General features: G+C 67.0%; 20 protein-coding genes. 11 read left to right on the forward strand and 9 right to left on the reverse strand.

The window, feature by feature from the left end:
* Positions 1-199 precede the first annotated feature (199 nt).
* A complete protein-coding gene (gene cycA / locus QNO08_RS16385; protein WP_229966335.1) occupies positions 200-1,729 on the forward strand; it encodes a D-serine/D-alanine/glycine transporter in 1,530 nt (509 codons plus the stop codon).
* On the opposite strand, the gene QNO08_RS16390 is transcribed toward cycA, so the two are convergent.
* From QNO08_RS16390 to QNO08_RS16415, 6 genes are all read right to left on the reverse strand, one after another.
* Positions 1,726-2,580, reverse strand: coding sequence for an MBL fold metallo-hydrolase (locus QNO08_RS16390; RefSeq protein ID WP_229966336.1), 855 nt, complete (start codon positions 2,578-2,580; stop codon positions 1,726-1,728). The genes cycA and QNO08_RS16390 overlap by 4 nt on opposite strands.
* A gap of 4 nt (positions 2,581-2,584) precedes the next feature.
* Complete coding sequence (locus tag QNO08_RS16395; RefSeq protein WP_229966337.1) at positions 2,585-3,184, reverse strand: Asp23/Gls24 family envelope stress response protein; 600 nt, start codon at positions 3,182-3,184, stop codon at positions 2,585-2,587.
* Positions 3,185-3,271: 87 nt separating this feature from the next.
* Positions 3,272-3,838, reverse strand: a complete 567-nt coding sequence (locus tag QNO08_RS16400; protein WP_229966338.1) for a DUF6286 domain-containing protein — start codon at positions 3,836-3,838, stop codon at positions 3,272-3,274.
* Positions 3,835-4,254, reverse strand: coding sequence for an Asp23/Gls24 family envelope stress response protein (locus QNO08_RS16405; RefSeq protein ID WP_229966339.1), 420 nt, complete (start codon positions 4,252-4,254; stop codon positions 3,835-3,837). Before QNO08_RS16405 ends, QNO08_RS16400 begins: the two co-directional genes overlap by 4 nt.
* Positions 4,251-4,430 carry a hypothetical protein gene (locus QNO08_RS16410; RefSeq protein WP_229966340.1) on the reverse strand — a complete coding sequence of 60 codons (180 nt, stop codon included), beginning with the start codon at positions 4,428-4,430 and terminating at the stop codon, positions 4,251-4,253. The genes QNO08_RS16405 and QNO08_RS16410 overlap by 4 nt, the downstream gene beginning before the upstream one ends.
* Positions 4,431-4,504: 74 nt before the next feature.
* The gene (locus tag QNO08_RS16415) at positions 4,505-5,068 is read right to left on the reverse strand and encodes an Asp23/Gls24 family envelope stress response protein (RefSeq protein WP_284024529.1); all 564 of its coding nucleotides are present in this window, start codon (positions 5,066-5,068) and stop codon (positions 4,505-4,507) included.
* Positions 5,069-5,277: 209 nt separating this feature from the next.
* Between QNO08_RS16415 and QNO08_RS16420 the strand changes: the two genes are divergently transcribed.
* The 7 genes from QNO08_RS16420 (at position 5,278) to ald (ending at position 10,999) form a co-directional block, all read left to right on the forward strand.
* A complete protein-coding gene (locus tag QNO08_RS16420) occupies positions 5,278-5,913 on the forward strand; it encodes an RNA polymerase sigma factor (RefSeq protein ID WP_229966342.1) in 636 nt (211 codons plus the stop codon).
* The gene (locus tag QNO08_RS16425; protein ID WP_229966343.1) at positions 5,904-6,464 is read left to right on the forward strand and encodes a hypothetical protein; all 561 of its coding nucleotides are present in this window, start codon (positions 5,904-5,906) and stop codon (positions 6,462-6,464) included. Before QNO08_RS16420 ends, QNO08_RS16425 begins: the two co-directional genes overlap by 10 nt.
* Positions 6,457-6,861, forward strand: coding sequence for an Asp23/Gls24 family envelope stress response protein (locus QNO08_RS16430; RefSeq protein WP_229966344.1), 405 nt, complete (start codon positions 6,457-6,459; stop codon positions 6,859-6,861). Before QNO08_RS16425 ends, QNO08_RS16430 begins: the two co-directional genes overlap by 8 nt.
* A gap of 8 nt (positions 6,862-6,869) precedes the next feature.
* Positions 6,870-7,514 carry a hypothetical protein gene (locus tag QNO08_RS16435; RefSeq protein WP_229966345.1) on the forward strand — a complete coding sequence of 215 codons (645 nt, stop codon included), beginning with the start codon at positions 6,870-6,872 and terminating at the stop codon, positions 7,512-7,514.
* Positions 7,515-7,608: 94 nt separating this feature from the next.
* Positions 7,609-9,207 (forward strand): malate synthase A, encoded by a 1,599-nt coding sequence (gene aceB, locus QNO08_RS16440; protein ID WP_229966346.1) that lies wholly within the window; start codon positions 7,609-7,611, stop codon positions 9,205-9,207.
* A gap of 121 nt (positions 9,208-9,328) precedes the next feature.
* Complete coding sequence (locus tag QNO08_RS16445) at positions 9,329-9,808, forward strand: helix-turn-helix domain-containing protein (RefSeq protein ID WP_229966347.1); 480 nt, start codon at positions 9,329-9,331, stop codon at positions 9,806-9,808.
* Between the two features lie 72 nt (positions 9,809-9,880).
* Positions 9,881-10,999 (forward strand): alanine dehydrogenase, encoded by a 1,119-nt coding sequence (gene ald, locus QNO08_RS16450; protein WP_229966348.1) that lies wholly within the window; start codon positions 9,881-9,883, stop codon positions 10,997-10,999.
* On the opposite strand, the gene QNO08_RS16455 is transcribed toward ald, so the two are convergent.
* Positions 10,996-11,736: a GAF and ANTAR domain-containing protein gene (locus QNO08_RS16455; protein ID WP_229966349.1), complete on the reverse strand. Its 741-nt coding sequence runs from the start codon at positions 11,734-11,736 to the stop codon at positions 10,996-10,998. The genes ald and QNO08_RS16455 overlap by 4 nt on opposite strands.
* Before the next feature lie 187 nt (positions 11,737-11,923).
* Here QNO08_RS16455 and QNO08_RS16460 point away from each other — a divergent pair, with 187 nt between their 5' ends.
* Both QNO08_RS16460 and QNO08_RS16465 read left to right on the forward strand, forming a co-directional pair.
* Positions 11,924-12,073, forward strand: coding sequence for a hypothetical protein (locus QNO08_RS16460; protein ID WP_229966350.1), 150 nt, complete (start codon positions 11,924-11,926; stop codon positions 12,071-12,073).
* Positions 12,063-12,485, forward strand: a complete 423-nt coding sequence (locus tag QNO08_RS16465) for a hypothetical protein (protein WP_229966351.1) — start codon at positions 12,063-12,065, stop codon at positions 12,483-12,485. The genes QNO08_RS16460 and QNO08_RS16465 overlap by 11 nt, the downstream gene beginning before the upstream one ends.
* Positions 12,486-12,605: 120 nt before the next feature.
* On the opposite strand, the gene QNO08_RS16470 is transcribed toward QNO08_RS16465, so the two are convergent.
* Together QNO08_RS16470 and QNO08_RS16475 are read right to left on the reverse strand one after the other, a co-directional pair.
* On the reverse strand, positions 12,606-14,825 hold the full coding sequence (locus QNO08_RS16470; RefSeq protein WP_229966352.1) for a catalase: 2,220 nt from the start codon (positions 14,823-14,825) through the stop codon (positions 12,606-12,608).
* A 96-nt stretch (positions 14,826-14,921) separates the two neighbouring features.
* Positions 14,922-15,527: a TetR/AcrR family transcriptional regulator gene (locus tag QNO08_RS16475; RefSeq protein WP_229966353.1), complete on the reverse strand. Its 606-nt coding sequence runs from the start codon at positions 15,525-15,527 to the stop codon at positions 14,922-14,924.
* Between the two features lie 105 nt (positions 15,528-15,632).
* Here QNO08_RS16475 and QNO08_RS16480 point away from each other — a divergent pair, with 105 nt between their 5' ends.
* The gene (locus QNO08_RS16480; RefSeq protein WP_229966354.1) at positions 15,633-16,193 is read left to right on the forward strand and encodes an NAD(P)H-dependent oxidoreductase; all 561 of its coding nucleotides are present in this window, start codon (positions 15,633-15,635) and stop codon (positions 16,191-16,193) included.
* The last annotated feature ends 28 nt before the right edge of the window (positions 16,194-16,221 follow it).

Here is a 16,221-nt window from a genome sequence, read left to right on the forward strand (position 1 = left end):
TTCCTCTTTGACGATCGTCCGCCCCTGCCCGCGGCCGCGGCGGGCCGCGAAAACCGCCAAATTGACATCCTCCGCGCCGGGCTTCCAAACTTGATTGTCGGCGGTGGCGCCAACAGCCTCAGGCGGCCTCACGCAGGGCGCCGGTCCGTGTGCGTGCGGCGTCACATGCGCCGGCTGGTGCCTATTGAGAAAGAGCCCAATGCCCGACCGCTTGTCCAGCCCCTCCCCCGCACCTTCCCCCGCGCCGTCCCCGGCGCCTTCCCCCGCCACTGCCCCCGTGGACACATCCGCCGGAGGACAAAGTTCCGCCGAGCCGGAACTCTCCCGCTCCCTCTCCAACCGCCACATCCAGCTCCTGGCGATCGGCGGTGCCATCGGGACCGGCCTGTTCATGGGGTCGGGAAAGACCATCTCGGCGGCGGGACCGTCAGTGATCTTCGTCTACATGACCATCGGCTTCATGCTGTTCTTCGTCATGCGGGCCATGGGTGAACTGCTGCTCTCCAACCTCAAGTACAAGTCCTTCAGCGACTTCTCCGCGGATCTGCTGGGACCCTGGGCCGGCTTTTTCACCGGCTGGACCTATTGGTTCTGCTGGGTGGTCACCGGGATCGCGGATGTGGTGGCGATCTCCCACTACGTCACGTTCTGGTGGGCCGACGCTCCGCTGTGGATCCCGGCGTTGGCCTGCATCCTGGTGCTGCTGGCCCTCAACCTGCCCAGCGTCAAGGCGTTCGGCGAGGCCGAATTCTGGTTCGCCCTGGTCAAGATCCTGGCCATTGTCACCCTTATCGTGGTGGGCCTGGTCCTGATTTTTACCCGCTTCGAGTCCGGTGACAACAACGTCGCCGGCTTCAACAACCTTTGGGAGCACGGCGGCCTGTTCCCCACCGGCCCCATGGGCTTCGTGGCCGGATTCCAGATTGCGGTGTTCGCGTTCGTGGGCATTGAACTGGTGGGAACGGCGGCGGCTGAAACGAAGGATCCGGAAAAGAACCTTCCGCGGGCCATCAACTCGATTCCACTGCGCATCATGCTCTTCTATGTAGGTGCCCTGGTGGTGCTGATTTCGGTGGTTCCCTGGGACAGGTTCAGCGCTGACGAGAGCCCCTTCGTGGGCATGTTCACCCTCGCCGGCCTGGGTGCGGCAGCCGCCGTCGTGAACTTCGTGGTCCTTACCTCAGCTGCATCGTCAGCAAACTCGGGGATATATTCCACCTCGCGCATGGTTTTCGGTTTGGCGCACGACGGCGACGCCCCCGGGGCGTTCGGCCGCCTGTCGCGGCGCAAGGTGCCGCAGAACGCCCTGTTCTTCTCCTGCACCTTCCTGCTGGCCGGAGTGGTGCTTCTTTACGCCGGCGAGTCGGTCAGCGCGGCGTTCACGCTGGTCAGCACCATTTCGGCACTGTGCTTCATGTTCGTGTGGACGATCATCCTGGTGAGCTACCTGGTGTACCGCCGCCGCCGGCCGCAGCTGCACGAGGCATCCATTTTCAAGATGCCCGGCGGCGTGGTGATGGTTTATGTGGTGCTGGCCTTTTTCGGCTTCCTGCTGTGGGCGCTGACCACCAAGGCTGACACCCTGCAGGCGCTGCTGGTCACTCCGATCTGGTTCGCCCTTCTGGGCGTGGTCTACGCTTTCCTGCGCCGGACGCCGCTCCATCAGGCACGGGTGGCCGAACACAAGGCCATGGTCGCGGCGGAACGGGCAGGTACCCGCCTCAGCTAGCCGCGGGTGAAATCGAGATAACGGCGGGCGGACTCCTGCACGATGCGGTCGGCGCCGTGCGGGATCACCCGGTCCCACCAGCCGCCGTAGAGGCGCTCGTAGCGCAGCGGTGCCAGCCGGGCCGCAGCTTCCTGAACAACTTGGGGACGCTCCGGTATCTGGTTCGGGTAGCTGTAGAGGAAAGACACGTGCGTGCGGTCGGGGATGACATTGATGATGTCACCGCTGAAGAGGGCGCCGCCGCCGTCGGGGTCCCCGGACCAGTGCAGCACCGTCCCGCCCGGGAAATGGATCCCCGCCCGGTACAGGGTCAGGTCCTCGCCCAGGCTGCGGTCATCGCCGTCCCAGAACTCCAGGACCGGATCGGGGCGGCCGACCCAAGACCGGTCGGCGGCGTGCAGGTAGACCGGCACGCTGAATTCACGAGCCCATTCCACCATCGTTGTATAGAAGTGCGGATGGCTGATGGCTATGGCGCTGATCCCGCCCTCGGCACGGATCAGGGCCGCGAGTTCATCATCCAGATACGCCTGGCAGTCCCAAAGAACATTTCCGCCCGCCGCCTTGACCAGCAGCGCCCGCTGCCCGATGGCGAAGGCCGGTTCGCAGCCGATGCCCAGCACCCCCGGCCCCTGGGCATGGATGCTGCCGCGGTGCGACGGACCGCGCAGTCTGGCGAGCGTGGTCCAGGCCTGGCCGGTCAGCGGCACGTACTGGCGTTCGTCGTCGCAGATGGGACAGTCCGAACGCGCAGCGCCGTACTGCGTTCCGCAGGCGACGCACAGCGGCAGGACGGCCGCGGCGAGGACCGGAGAGTCCGCGTCCCGCTCGGCCGGGGATTCATGTGGCATGGGCCTAATAAACCACGGTTCCCGTTGAGCTGACAGTGTTGCCGGACAACGCCGTCTTGTTGCTGGCCTCCAGGTGGATCCCCAAGCTGTGCAGCGGCGTTTCGAGGGCAGAGGCGAGGTTCGGAACAACTGTTCCCTGGATCCGGTTGAGGACCTCCCCAATGTCGGCGCGGGCGTTGACCGTCACCTTCAGGGTCAGATCGGGGTGGTCGACGGTTCCGCGCAGCAGCGCAGTGGAACCCACCACCCCGGGTATCTGGTCCGTTTCATACTGGACAGCTCCCGCCAGCACGGAGGGATCGCACACCGTGATGCCGCGCGCGGCATCCTCCTGCAGCCGGAATGGGCCGGCGGCGAGCCGCCGGGGAATCTGGGCCAGCATCCACCACAGGCCCAGCAGGCCCAGCAGCAGTCCGGCGATCAGAGCGACGACGGGAGCGTAGTCCGGACCGGTGACTGCCTCCGGGGGGCCGCTGAGGACCGGCCCTGCCGCAGGGCCCACCACGCCGGTGGCCAGCAGCAGGACCCAGATGCCCGCTGCGAGACACAGCAGGCCAAGGATGGTCAGCCAAACACGGTTGGCCTTGCCGGGGTGCTGCCGCATGATGTTTCCCTATCTCTTTCGAAGCTGCTGCCGATCTTGCGCTTTGTCCGTCCCTGCTCCGTCTTCACGTCGGGGCACCCGGTCGTGTCAGTTGCCGGACCGGATGATGACGGTGATGGCCGGAACCGGATCCAGGCCTGCCGCCTGCAGGCGGGACCGAACGCCGTCAGCGACCCAATGCTGCAGGTCCGCAGTGTCCCGCAGCGCGGTGTTCACTGTCACCCGGACCTCCCGGTCCGTCGCCGTCGCGGTCGCCGAGGACACGCCGTCAATGTGCTCGCAGGTTGCCGCTGCCAGCCGGGCAGCGGCTCGCCGTGACATGACGGCCTGGCTCCGTCCCACAACTTCCCGCTGGGGCTCCAAATGCAGGCGCAGCGAATGGAAGCGTCCCGGGATAAACACGGCGAGCAGCAGCGCCAGGCCCACAACGGCCAGGAGAATGCCAGCCACCCAGGCTCCGACGCTGTTCCAGCTCAGGGAGGCAAGCCAGTCGGACACGGCAGTGAAGAATGGCGGCCATTGGCCCTGGGCCAGCCGTGCTATCGCCGCCCAGATCAGCAGGACCCCGACGGCCAGCAGGACCAGGCCGCAGATGATGGCCGGCACGGCACGGCTCGGCCGGGGACGCAGCGTGACGGGCGGGCCGCCGTTCACTGCAGCCTCCGCCGGCCGTCAGCCGGCGCATCGGGCCAAAGCCACGAAACGGTGACGTCGACCTGGCGCACCTCCACACCGGTCAGCTCCGTGAGCCGGCCGGAAATCCGGTCCCGCAGCTGATCCGCGGCCCGCCGGAGCGGCACCGGATAGGGCAGGCCCACCTCCACCTTCATCGAGGCGAGGTTTCCCGCCAGCTCGACGTCGGCCCGCGGCCGGGCTGAAACATCCGCCCGTGCCCCGATTCCCAGGAACCCTCCGCTGCTGCCGCCCGCGAAGGTTTCATCCTTCGCAATCTGTCCGGCCATTTTTTCGACTACCTTCCGGGAGAGCACGGTGGTGCCCCGGGCTCCGATCTCCGGCCACGGCTGGCGCCCCGCCGGTGGACCGGCGCCCTGGATTCCGGGTGCGCTCATCTGCTCGACGCTCTGCCGAACATGGACTGAAGGTCAAGTTTGCCGTCGGCTGCCATCCCCACCAGCAGTCCAACCAGACCGAAAAGCACAGCCAGCAGGAGGGCGTACCACCCCCCGAAAGCCAATACGATTCCCAGGATCAGGCCTACCGCCAAGCACCATTTTGTTGCGGACATGAAGTCCTCCTTCAGTAGGTTGCCGCCGCCGTTTCAAAGACCGGGCCGGCACATTGCTCTATCTCAAAAAGGCCCTATTCCAACCGGTCCGAGGGCTTCGGGCTTGAATCCTCGTCGTCGCCCGCGTCGTCGTCCGGCAGGTGAACGTCAGTGACGTTCACGTTGACCTCCAGCACTTCCAACCCGGTGGCGTTTTCCACCGACCGGATGACGTTGCGGCGGATGCCCTGGCTGACCTCCACGATGGAGTAGCCGTATTCGACCACGATGCTCACGTCGATCGCAGCCTGCCGCTCCCCCTTCTCCACACTGACGCCGTTGCTGACGTTGGTTTGGGATCCCGGGATCCGCTCGGTCATCGAGCTGAAGGCCCGCCGCGCGGCGTTGCCCATCGCAAACACCCCCGGCACCTCCCGGGTGGCCATGCCCGCCAGCTTCTGCACCACGGTCTCCTCGATGGTGGTGTCGCCGTGCTGCGTGTGCAGCGGACCCGACTTCCGCACCGGCTCCGTGTCACTGGAGCTGGTAGCCGTGCTTGCGGCCACGCTCCCGGTGGTTCCGCCCGGGGAGCCTGCGGTGCTGTGCCCCGTGGGCGCCGGACCGGCGGATGGTCCTGAAGGTTGTTGGGCATCTGCCATGTAACTCATCTCCTGCTCGGAAGTGGACCCCGCGGGGCCGCGTGAAGGGATCGCGTACGGCATTAATGACGCTGATGGCGGGCAATCGTCACGCCGCACCACAAACTTCTTATTCTCCGGCCGTGCATGGCCTGTGAGTGTTCCGCGGAACCGGAGCGTCTGCGATATTGAAACCGGTCCGGCGGTCGCCGGACCGGACAGGGGTGCTCATGGCCACGGCTGAATCACCGGAAGAGTCCGGCACCTACACGCAGTCCCGCCGTCCGGCATTTTCCGGCAAGCCCGGCACGCTGAGCGGCCTGGATGAGGCCACCATCGTGGCTCGCGCCCAGGACGGGGACCTTGCTGCCTTTGAACACCTGGTGGAGACTTACCAGGGTCGGCTGTTCCGGCTGGCCTACCGGATGCTCAATGACCGGGGCGAAGCCGAGGACGTCGTGCAGGACACGTTGACCGCCGGCTGGCGGGCCCTTCCCGGGTTGGACCGGTCGGGCGCCTTCGGCGGCTGGGTGTACCGGACGGCCACCAACCGCTGCCTCGACGTTCTGCGCCGCCGCAGCGCCCACCCCGAGGACAGCATGGATTCAGCCGGTCTGTGGCCGGCTCTTGCAGTACAGTCCGGCGACCCGCACCGGAATGCGGAGATCGCTGCGGAGTTCGAGTGCCTGTCCCGTGCCCTGGCGGCGCTTCCGCCGGGGCAGCGGGCCTGCTGGCTGCTCCGCGAACTCCATGACCAGAGTTATGCGGAGATCGGAGCCGCATTGGGAATCAGTCCGGTCACCGTGCGCGGGCGGCTGGCGCGGGCCCGGGAGAAACTGGCGGAGGCAATGATCCAATGGCACTAGAAAACCCTTCTCCCGCTCCGGCCTGCGGCCGCACCGCCAACCGGGTCTGGCACGAGATCGGGCGTCCGCCGGATCTGCATACCCGCTCGTGTCCGGATTGCCGACAGGCCAGGAGCAGCCTGGAAGCGCTGTACACGGCGACGGTCTCGCTGCGTGACCACGATCTGAGCCACCCCGCCTTCCGCCCGCCGCGGGGCCTCAAGGACGCCATCATTGACGTGGCCTGCGCCCAGGTGCGGCGCGGGGTGCTGCTTCCGGTCGCGGCGACCGCGGACGGGACCGTGGAAGTCAGCGAACTCGCACTCGCCGCCGTCGTCCGCGATGCTGCCAGTACCGTTGGCGGGGTCCGGGCACGCCGCTGCCGCATAGATCTGACCCCCGATGCCGCCGCCGGACTGCGAATCCATCTGCGCACCGCGGTGGCACCCGGCGTGGACATCTGCCGGGCAATGGACTTCCTGCGCCGGAACATCCGCAGCGCCGTGGCTGCCTCCGTGGGGATCATTCCACACACTGTCCACCTGACCGTGGAGGACTTGTACGATGACTGACCGGCCCCTTCGCGGCAGGATCGCCGGCAGCAAAACGGTGGCCGAACTGGCGGCACGGGTCGCCGTGGAAACACCCGGCGTTCTTCGGCTGGAACCAAGCCTGGGCCGCCTGCTGATGCGGCTCGGCGCGGCGGCCCGCAACGGGCTGCGCGGCATCCCGGAGCCCGGCTCCCTGACGAGCCGGACGGGCGTCTTTGCCGCCGTCTCCGCCGGCCGGGCCACCGTCGACCTGGAGGTGGCCACCGATGCCAGGTTCAACGCCGTGAGGGTGGCTGCCGACCTGCAGGAACGGGTGCGGCAGGCCTTGGAGCACACGGGGGTGGCGACCGCGGCCATCAACGTCACAGTCCTGGCCATCGAAGAACCTCCGCCCGTGCCCCGATTTCCGGGGCGGTGACCTGCCCGGTGGGATCCTGGCAGAGCACTTTCGCCCAGTGGGCCCCGGCGTGGGCAGCAGTGCGCGGACTGCACAGCACTCCGGACGGCGATGCCGTGCAGATGGCGCCGGCGGGCGGCACGGTTCCTCCGCAGTACGTCGTTACCTGGCCGGGCCGGGACACCCCGCGGGCAGCAGCGGAGGTGATGGGCCGCAGGGGCGCGCGTCTGACCCTGGTGACCGATGATGCCGAAACTGCCTACGGATTTGCCGCCGGGCAGGGGCTGGTGCCGCTCTCGCGGCTGGCGCTGCTCACCGCCGATCCGTCGGACCTGCCTCAGGTGCCACAACTCCCCGAGGGCGCGGAGCTTGGCCTGGCCGAAAGCGCGGGCGGCTCGGTGGTCGAAATCAGTGCGTCCGGCAACCCGGTCGCCCGGGGCCGGATTGCCCTGGGAAGCGGATTCGCGGTGTTCGGGGGCATCGATATCCGGCGCGCGGACCCGGACCACACGATGGAGTCCGCTGTGCTGGCTGCGCTCACCGGTGAAGCCGCGGTTCGGGAAGCACCGCTGATCCTGATGCCCGCGCTGCCGAAGTCCGCCCTCTGGTACGGCCGGCAGGGCTGGAGCCCGACGGCGGACATCCTCACCTTTCTGCGGGCCAACGACACCTAGCTCCGGGCCGCGGGAAACCATCCGTGTAAACTGCCTTCCACTTGGCGCCCAGCGGGCCGCCTCAGAGCTCCACACCATCCCAGGGAGATGCACGATGGCCATAAACGTAAGCGATTTGTCCCCTGTCGAGGGGTCCGAGAAGATCCTGACACCGGATGCACTGGTTTTCCTTGAAGAACTGCACCACCGGTTCCGCGCCACCCGTGATGAACGGCTGGCGGCCCGGATCGAACGCCGCAACCGCATCGCTGCCGGGGAAAGCCTGGATTTCCTGCCGGAGACGGCCGAAATCCGTGAGGCCGACTGGACGGTGGCGGCGGCCCCGGCTGCGTTGACGGACCGGAGAGTTGAGATGACCGGACCCGCTTCACCGGCCAAAATGGCCATCAACGCACTGAATTCCGGCGCCAAAGTCTGGCTGGCGGACCTCGAAGACGCCCAGACCCCCACCTGGCACAACGTGGTGGACGCCCAGGTCAATCTGTACGGAGCCTCACGCGGGAACCTGTCCTTCAGCAGCGGGGAGGGCAAGGAATATGCGCTCCGGAACGACGCGCCGCTGGCAGTGATGGTCGTCCGTCCCCGCGGCTGGCACCTGCCCGAGAAGCACGTGACCATCGACGGCGAACCCGCCGTGGGCGCACTGGTGGACTTCGGCCTGCACTTCTTCGCCAATGCCCGCGCCCTGCTGGAGAACGGCGCCGGCCCGTTCTACTACCTGCCCAAGATGGAAAGCCATCTGGAAGCCCGGCTCTGGAATGACATTTTCTCCTTCGCCGAGGACTACGTGGGCGTGCCGCAGGGCACCATCCGCGCCACGGTGCTGATCGAGACCATCCCGGCCGCCTTCGAAATGGACGAAATACTCTACGAGCTGCGCGACCACGCTTCGGGCCTGAACGCCGGCCGCTGGGATTACCTGTTCAGCATGATCAAGGTTTTCCGCGATGCCGGGAAGGCATTCCTGCTGCCCGACCGCGCCGACGTTGCCATGACGGCCCCGTTCATGCGGGCGTACACGGAACTGCTGGTGAAAACCTGCCACCGCCGCGGTGCCTTTGCCATGGGCGGCATGGCGGCGTTCATCCCCAACCGGCGCGAACCGGAGATCACGGCCAAGGCGTTCGAGAAAGTGACTGCGGACAAAACCCGTGAAGCCAACGACGGCTTTGACGGGTCCTGGGTGGCCCACCCGGATATGGTTGCCACCTGCCGCGAGGTCTTCGACTCGGTCCTTGGGGAGAAGCCCAATCAGGTGGACCGCCAGCGCGACGACGTCTCCGTGTCGGCTTCCGAGCTGCTGGACGTCAGCACGGCCGGCGGCTCCATCACCGAGGCCGGCCTCCGGTCAAACCTTTACGTGGCAGTGGCGTACACGGCCGTATGGCTCTCCGGCAACGGCGCCGTGGCCATCCACAACCTCATGGAGGACGCCGCCACGGCCGAGATCTCCCGCTCGCAGGTGTGGCAGCAGGTCCGGAACGGCGTTGTCCTGGAGGACACCGGCGCCACGGTGACGCCGGAGCTGGTGGAGCGGATCCTGTCGGAAGAGACCGAGCGGCTGCGAGGCGAGGTTTCCGAGGACCTGTTCACCCGCTACTACGCCCCTGCCAGCCAGCTGATCGCTGACATCAGCCTCGCCGAGGAGTACGTGGACTTCCTGACGCTGCCCGCCTACGAGCTGATCGACTAACGTTCCCGGTGCGGCTCCGGCAACACTGCCGGAGCCGCACCGCAGCGCAGGTCCGACGCATGGAACCGGGCAAATAACGGCTGCATGCGCGCCGATCCCGGAACTTTGGCAAGATGGCAGCATGACCCAGAGCCCTCACCGCACGCCGGCACTTCCGGAACCAGAAGTACGGGCCCTGGCCCGCGCCCTCTCCGCCGGGGATGTGACCGTTTTTGTCGATGGAACGGCACTTCGCCTGCCGGCGGCCGCACGCGACGCCGTCCTGGATCTGCTCGGCCGGCTGGGCCGGGGCGAATCAGTCACCGTGGCTTCCGAAACCGGGGTCCGCGCCGAAGCCGCCGCTGCCGGCACCGTGCCGAAATCCCGCGAGCCTGCCGCCCGGAACGGTTCGAACGTGCCGCTCCTGACGACGTCGCAGGCCGCTGCCGCCGCCGGAATCTCGCACACCTACCTGCGGAACCTGACGGACGCCGGCATCATTCCCGTCGAATACCGCGGTACCCACCGCCGCATCCGCCTGTCCGACGTCGAAGCGTGGCTGGAGCAGCAGCAGGCCAAGACGGCCCGCGGGCAGCACGGGGAACCGTCGGGCGGGCAGTGACGGGCCCCGCTCCCCTATGCTGGTGAGAACCCGGCGGTCCGCCGCCGCACCTGCGATGTTTTGGAGCCAACTGTGATCATCGGTATCCCCAAAGAAATCAAGAACAACGAGTTTCGCGTCGCCATCACGGCTTCCGGCGTCCATGAGTTCACCATGCGCGGACATACCGTGCTTATTGAGTCCGGAGCCGGCACCGGGTCGAGCATCAGCGATTCCGAGTACGCCGCCGCAGGTGCCCGGATTCTCGAGTCCGCCGACGACGTCTGGAACGGGGCCGGGCTGATCCTGAAGGTCAAGGAACCGGTTGCTTCCGAATACCGCTACTTCCGTCCTGATTTGGTGCTCTTCACCTACCTGCATCTGGCCGCCGCCCCGGAGCTGACCCGGGCGCTGATGGATTCCGGCATGACGGCCATCGCCTACGAAACCGTCCAGGAAGGGCGGTCACTGCCGCTGCTGGCCCCCATGTCCGAGGTGGCCGGACGGCTGTCCGTCCAAGTGGGGGCCCAGTGCCTGACGTCGCCGGCCGGCGGCCCCGGACTGCTGCTGGGCGGCGTCCCCGGCGTCCGGCCGGCAAAAGTGGTGGTGCTCGGCGCCGGAGTGGCCGGCACCAATGCCGTCGCCGGGGCGGTCGGGTCCCATGCCGACGTCGCCGTCCTGGACATCAACATCGACCGGCTGCGCCAGCTCGACGCACAGTATGCAGGCCGCATCCGCACCATCGCCTCGAACGCCTTCGAGATCGAGCGCGCCCTGCTCGACGCTGACCTGGTGATCGGATCGGTGCTCATTCCCGGAGCCCGTGCTCCGAAGCTGGTCAGCAATGACATGGTTTCGCGGATGAAGCACGGCAGCGTCCTGGTAGACATCGCCGTCGATCAGGGCGGGTGCTTCGAAGACACCCGTCCCACCACCCACCAGGACCCGACGTACCGGATCCACGGCTCCCTGTTCTACTGCGTGGCCAACATGCCCGGTGCCGTCCCGAACACCTCCACCTATGCGCTGACGAACGTGACGCTTCCCTACGCCGTCGCACTGGCGGACCGCGGGATCCGCGGCGCCCTCACCTCCTCGCAGGCGCTGGCGCGCGGACTGAACGTTGCCGGCGGCGAGGTTACCCACGCCTCCGTCTCCGTGGCCCTCGGGCTGGACCTGGCGCCGGACTGGACGGAGCTGGTGCCCGCCTAGCGGCCGGCGGCGAAGTGGGTGGTGCCCGGCTCGCCGTTCAGCCGGCCGACGATCTCGGCCGCCAGAACCCGCACCTTGATGTTCCTGCTGTTCGAAGCCCGGCGCAGGGTGTCAAAGGCCTCCCGCTGAGTGCAGCGGTCCTGCCCCATGATGATCCCCACCGCTAGGTCAATGTCGGTCCTCGACGCGAGCACGGCCTGCAGGTCCTCCACGGTGGCCACGTGCTGCGAAACGCGTACCGCAAGCAGCAGCGCATGGGAGGCCTCGGCCGCATAGGTGCGGGCGACCCGGCGGAAGTCCTCGTCAAAGACGTCCGGATCCTTGGCGTAGAGATTCATCGCGGCTTTGGCTTCGCCGCCCAGTTTGAGCGGAACGGAATACAGTGAGCGGATTCCGACGTCCCTGATGTGCTCCATGTACTCGGGCCAGCGCGAGTCGGTGGCCGCATTGCCCACATGCACCTCATCCTGGACCCGGATGGCGTCCAGGCAGGGCCCGTCGCCGAAGGCGTACTGGATCTCATCCAGCTGGAGCGCCTCGCCGTCGCTGCTGGCCACTGTGAACTGGTGGTTCCGCGAACGCTGGAGGGTGATCCCGCAGTAAACGGTTCCGCGAGTGGACAGGGACGACGACGTCAGCACGGCGAGGGCGTGGAGAAAGTCCTGGACGTCCTCGTGCTGCATGAGCAAATCCTGCAGCCGCACCCAGGGAGCGGCGTCTGTCCTCTGGTCTTCCATGGTTCCTTGCCTTGCATTCCCGGCGACTCTGCGTCGCTGACGCCCCGTCCGGGAATTGTTCGGGGCGCGGTTCGATACTACGATAAGAAACTCACGGTCAAGACGCGGCCATGGCTTCCTGCGAACCCTTCAGCAGAGGACCACCATGGATCCCGCAGTTCACCCTCCCCTTTGCCATCAATGCGGCATGGATGATTTCCTCATTTTCGAATCCTTCACCCCGGCAGCGGACAACAGCCCGGGCGTGGCCAATTACACGTGCTCCGCGTGCGATACATTCGCCGGCCATCAGGTGCCTGCCGGCTGGACGCCGCCGGGCTGGCACCATGAGTCCTGAGCAGATTTCAGCGGGCGCCGTCGATTTTCCCCGGCTGCTCGCCGCTGCGGCCTTCCTCACGAACCGGGCCACCGAAGAATCCCTTGCCGAACTTCGGCTCACCCAGGAGCGGACCATTATTCTTGGCCTCTTGACCTCTTCGCCCGCCGACGCGGCAGCCCTGGCCACTGCCTCCGGCCTGGCGCCCGGGTGCGTTGACGACTGTGTGCGTGCCCTGGAGTGCTGCGGCTATGCCACCATCGGCTCCGGCGGCAGGTGGACCATAACGTCCACCGGGGCCGCCGTGGAGACCCAGGCCAGGCAGGCCGAAGTCCGGCTCCTGGCGGGCGACAACGACGACGGGCTGCGACGGGACCTTTCGGCCCTGATCCGGGCTTTGACGCCCTCGCCGGAGAGCGAACCGAAGAGCTAGCGGCGGCGCACAAATCAAAGTCAGCGGCCCCCAACGGCAGCGCACCCGCCGCCCCGAACGGGGCAGCGGCTGCGCCAATACTTCTTTACCCGGGCCTAATCTTCGCCCGGGCGGCTGTGCCTAAGCCACGGCTGTCGGGAAACGCTCCCAGACCCGGTGCGCTGCCAGCAGGCCCGTGAGGCTCGCTGTCACTTCGGTGGCACTGCCCACGACGACGCCGGGTGCCTGCGGGGAAACTCCGGCGGCCTCCAGCACGGCAGCTCCATCGCCCCAGGCCCCAATGGCCTTGGAGTGGCGGAATGCTTCGGTCAGGAGCAGGGTGATGCGCGGATCGAGGGCGAAATTCCCCTCGGGATTGCCGGCCTTGGCGTCAAGGCTGTCGACGGCGTCGGTCGCCGGAGCTCCGGAGGCCGCCACCACGATGGCGTCGAACTCGGTGGAGCGCGCGGTCAGGTAGGTCCGCTGAATGGTCACTTCGCCGCCCAGCTTTCCGCCGTGCGGTGCGATCACCAGCGGCACCATGCCCTCGGCGTCGACGGCGGCCAGGACCTCGGCGAGGGCGCCCAGGTCGGTGGCCTCGTCAGCTACGACACCGATGATGCGCCCGGCCACGGGCCAGGTTCCGCCCAGCTGGCTCAATGCCGGGCTCGGCTCGGTGTCCTCAACGGCAACGTTGGGTGCCGGTGCTTCCAGGCCCAGTCCGGTGGCTACTTCCGACGCCAGGCGCTCATCGATGTTGGCCAGCGCCTGCAGCTGGCGCAGCCGGATGTTCTCCTCGTAGCACTTGCCCAATTCAAATGTGTAGGCCTGGACCACGTGATCCTGCTCCACGGGCGTCAGGGAACGGAAGAACATCCGGACCTGGCTGTAGTGGTCGTCGAAGGTGGCCGGATTCTCGCGGACCTTGCGGGCCGCCGGGACCTCGGCGGGAACGTCAATGAAGGCACCCATGTCCGCGCCTGCCATGAACGGGCAGCCACCGTCGAGGGAGTTGGGCTGGTACGGAGCAACACCGGAGTGGTCGGCGTGCTGATGGAAACCCTCACGGAACATGTCGTTGACCGGCGCGTGCGGGCGGTTGATCGGAATCTGGCTGAAGTTCGGTCCGCCCAGCCGGGTCAGCTGGGTGTCGATGTAGGAGAACAGCCGGCCCTGGAGCAGCGGGTCGTTGGTGACATCGATGCCCGGCACCAGGTGTCCCGGGTGGAAGGCCACCTGCTCGGTTTCCGCGAAGAAGTTCGTGACGTTGGCGTTCAGGGTCATCGTGCCGATGAGCTGCACCGGTGCCAGTTCCTCGGGAACGAGCTTGGTCGGATCCAGCAGGTCGATCCCCTCGAACATTTCGTCCTCGGTATCCGGGAAGACCTGGATGCCCAGGTCCCACTGCGGAAAGGCGCCGGCTTCGATGGAATCGGCGAGGTCGCGCCGGTGGTAGTCAGGATCCATGCCATTGATGATCTGGGCTTCTTCCCAGACCAGGGAGTGCACGCCCTGGCGGGGCTTCCAGTGGAATTTCACCAGGGTGGTTTCACCCTTGGCGTTGACCAGGCGGAAGGTGTGGACGCCGAAGCCTTCCATGGTGCGGTAAGACCGCGGAATACCGCGGTCGGACATGTTCCACATGGTGTGGTGCTGGGCCTCGGTGTGCAGGGAGACAAAGTCCCAGAACGTGTCGTGGGCGCTCTGCGCCTGCGGGATTTCACGGTCCGGATGAGGCTTGCCGGCGTGGATCACGTCAGGGAACTTGATGGCGTCCTGAATGAAGAACACGGGAATGTTGTTGGCAACCAGGTCGTAGTTGCCCTCATCGGTGTAGAACTTGGTGCTGAAGCCGCGGGTATCCCGGACGGTGTCAGCTGAACCGCGGGATCCCAGGACCGTGGAGAAACGGACGAAGACCGGAGTTTCGGTGCCCTTGGCCAGGAAACCCGCACGCGTGACGCCCTCCGCCGCACCGTTGGCCACAAACACGCCGTGGGCAGCCGCGCCGCGGGCATGCACCACGCGCTCCGGGATGCGCTCGTGGTCGAAGTGGGTGATTTTCTCCCGAAGATGATGGTCCTGCAGGAGAATGGGACCGCGCCGGCCTGCCTTGAGGGAATGATCGGTATCCTGCAGCCGGACGCCCTGCGCGGTGGTCAGATACCGGCCGCTCTGGGCGTTGGAGACCTTGGGCGCCCCGGTGGGAACGCCGGTGGGAGAGACCGTTTCCGGTCCATCCTGATCCGGCTTGGGAGGCAGCGGCTCGCGCGGCTCGGTGGGTTCATTCAGCTCGGGCGCCAGCGGCGCCGGAGCCCCCGGGATGGGAAGGTCGGGCACGGATGAGCTGTTTTCGGACATGTAGCCTCCATCATTGTTAGGACCATGTGGCCGCCAAACCGCGGCGACAGTATCCCCACCCTACTAAATTAGTAAGCCTGCTGACACTCCGACTTTTCAGCCCTCGGAGGACCCCGTCACGGAGGCCACCAGACCGGTCCACCCGGCAATGATCCGGTCAAGGGACATTCCCGCCGTGCGGTGCAAATGCAGCAGCAGCCCGGCTTCAAGGAAGGCCTCCAGCTGATAGGCAGTCAGTTCGGGATCGCGGACGGCAGGAACGGCCGACAGCAGCATGGTGAGGTGCAGAAGTTCCAGTTGGCGCGTGGCATGCCGGTGGTGCGTAAAGCCGTCCACAGCAGCGGCGCGCCGGAGTTCGCCGGTAATTTCCAGAGCCCGGATCCGTGCCTGGCCGAAGGCATGCAGGCGCTCCAGCGGCTGCGCTCCCGGCCCAAGCGGAGCCGGTCCCCTCATATAGCTCTCCTGAAAGCCGCGCTGGGCGTGATCCAGGAGGGCCTGCATCAGCCCGGCCCGGCTGCCGAAGCGTCGGAAGACCGTGCCCTTGCCCACTCCGGCGCGGCGGGCCAGGTCATCCATGGTGAGAGCGTCGACGCCGGCTTCTGACACGATGGCCAAGGCGGTGCCCAGCAGCAGGCGCCGATTTCGGGCAGCGTCCAGGCGCTCCCATCCGCCGATGTCTTCTTCGCGCCCGCTGCCCTGCATGCGGGACAGTCTAACCCGCGCGGAATATAAGCGGACCACAGTCCGTTTATAGTATGAGAAGAGCAGACAGCGCCCGTTCCGGGCACGTCCCAAAGAGGAGTTCCCTTGAGCACCAAAGTACTAACCCTGGTCGGCAGCCTTCGCGCCGGCTCGGTCAACCGCCAGCTTGCCGACACCGCAGCCCTCACCGCCGGCGCCGACGTCGACATCGTGATCTTCGACGGGATTGGACAGGTCCCGTTCTACAACGAGGACATCGATGTCGAGGGATCCGTTCCCGAAGCTGCTGCCGCCCTGCGCGCCGCGGCAGCTTCCGCTGACGCCCTGCTGCTGGTCTGCCCGGAGTACAACGGCACCATGCCCGCCGTTCTGAAGAACGCCATCGACTGGCTTTCCCGCCCCTTCGGCACGAGCGCCATCTCCGGCACTCCTGCTGCCGTCATTGGCTCGGCCTTCGGCCAGTACGGCGGGGTCTGGGCGCACGACGACGCCCGCAAGGTCCTGGGCATCGCCGGCGCACGCGTCATTGACGACGTCCGCCTCTCCATCGGCGGCTCGGTTTCGCGTTTCGCGGAGATCCACCCGAAGGACGATTCCGAGATCGTGGAGCAGCTCCGCGGCGTCGTGTCGACGCTTGCCGGAGAAGCCGAGGCCTCCGCAGCCTAAGGCACGCAGGCAAACGGGGCCTCAGGCC

The sequence above is a fragment of the Arthrobacter sp. zg-Y820 genome (assembly GCF_030142155.1).
Lineage (GTDB): Bacteria > Actinomycetota > Actinomycetes > Actinomycetales > Micrococcaceae > Arthrobacter_B.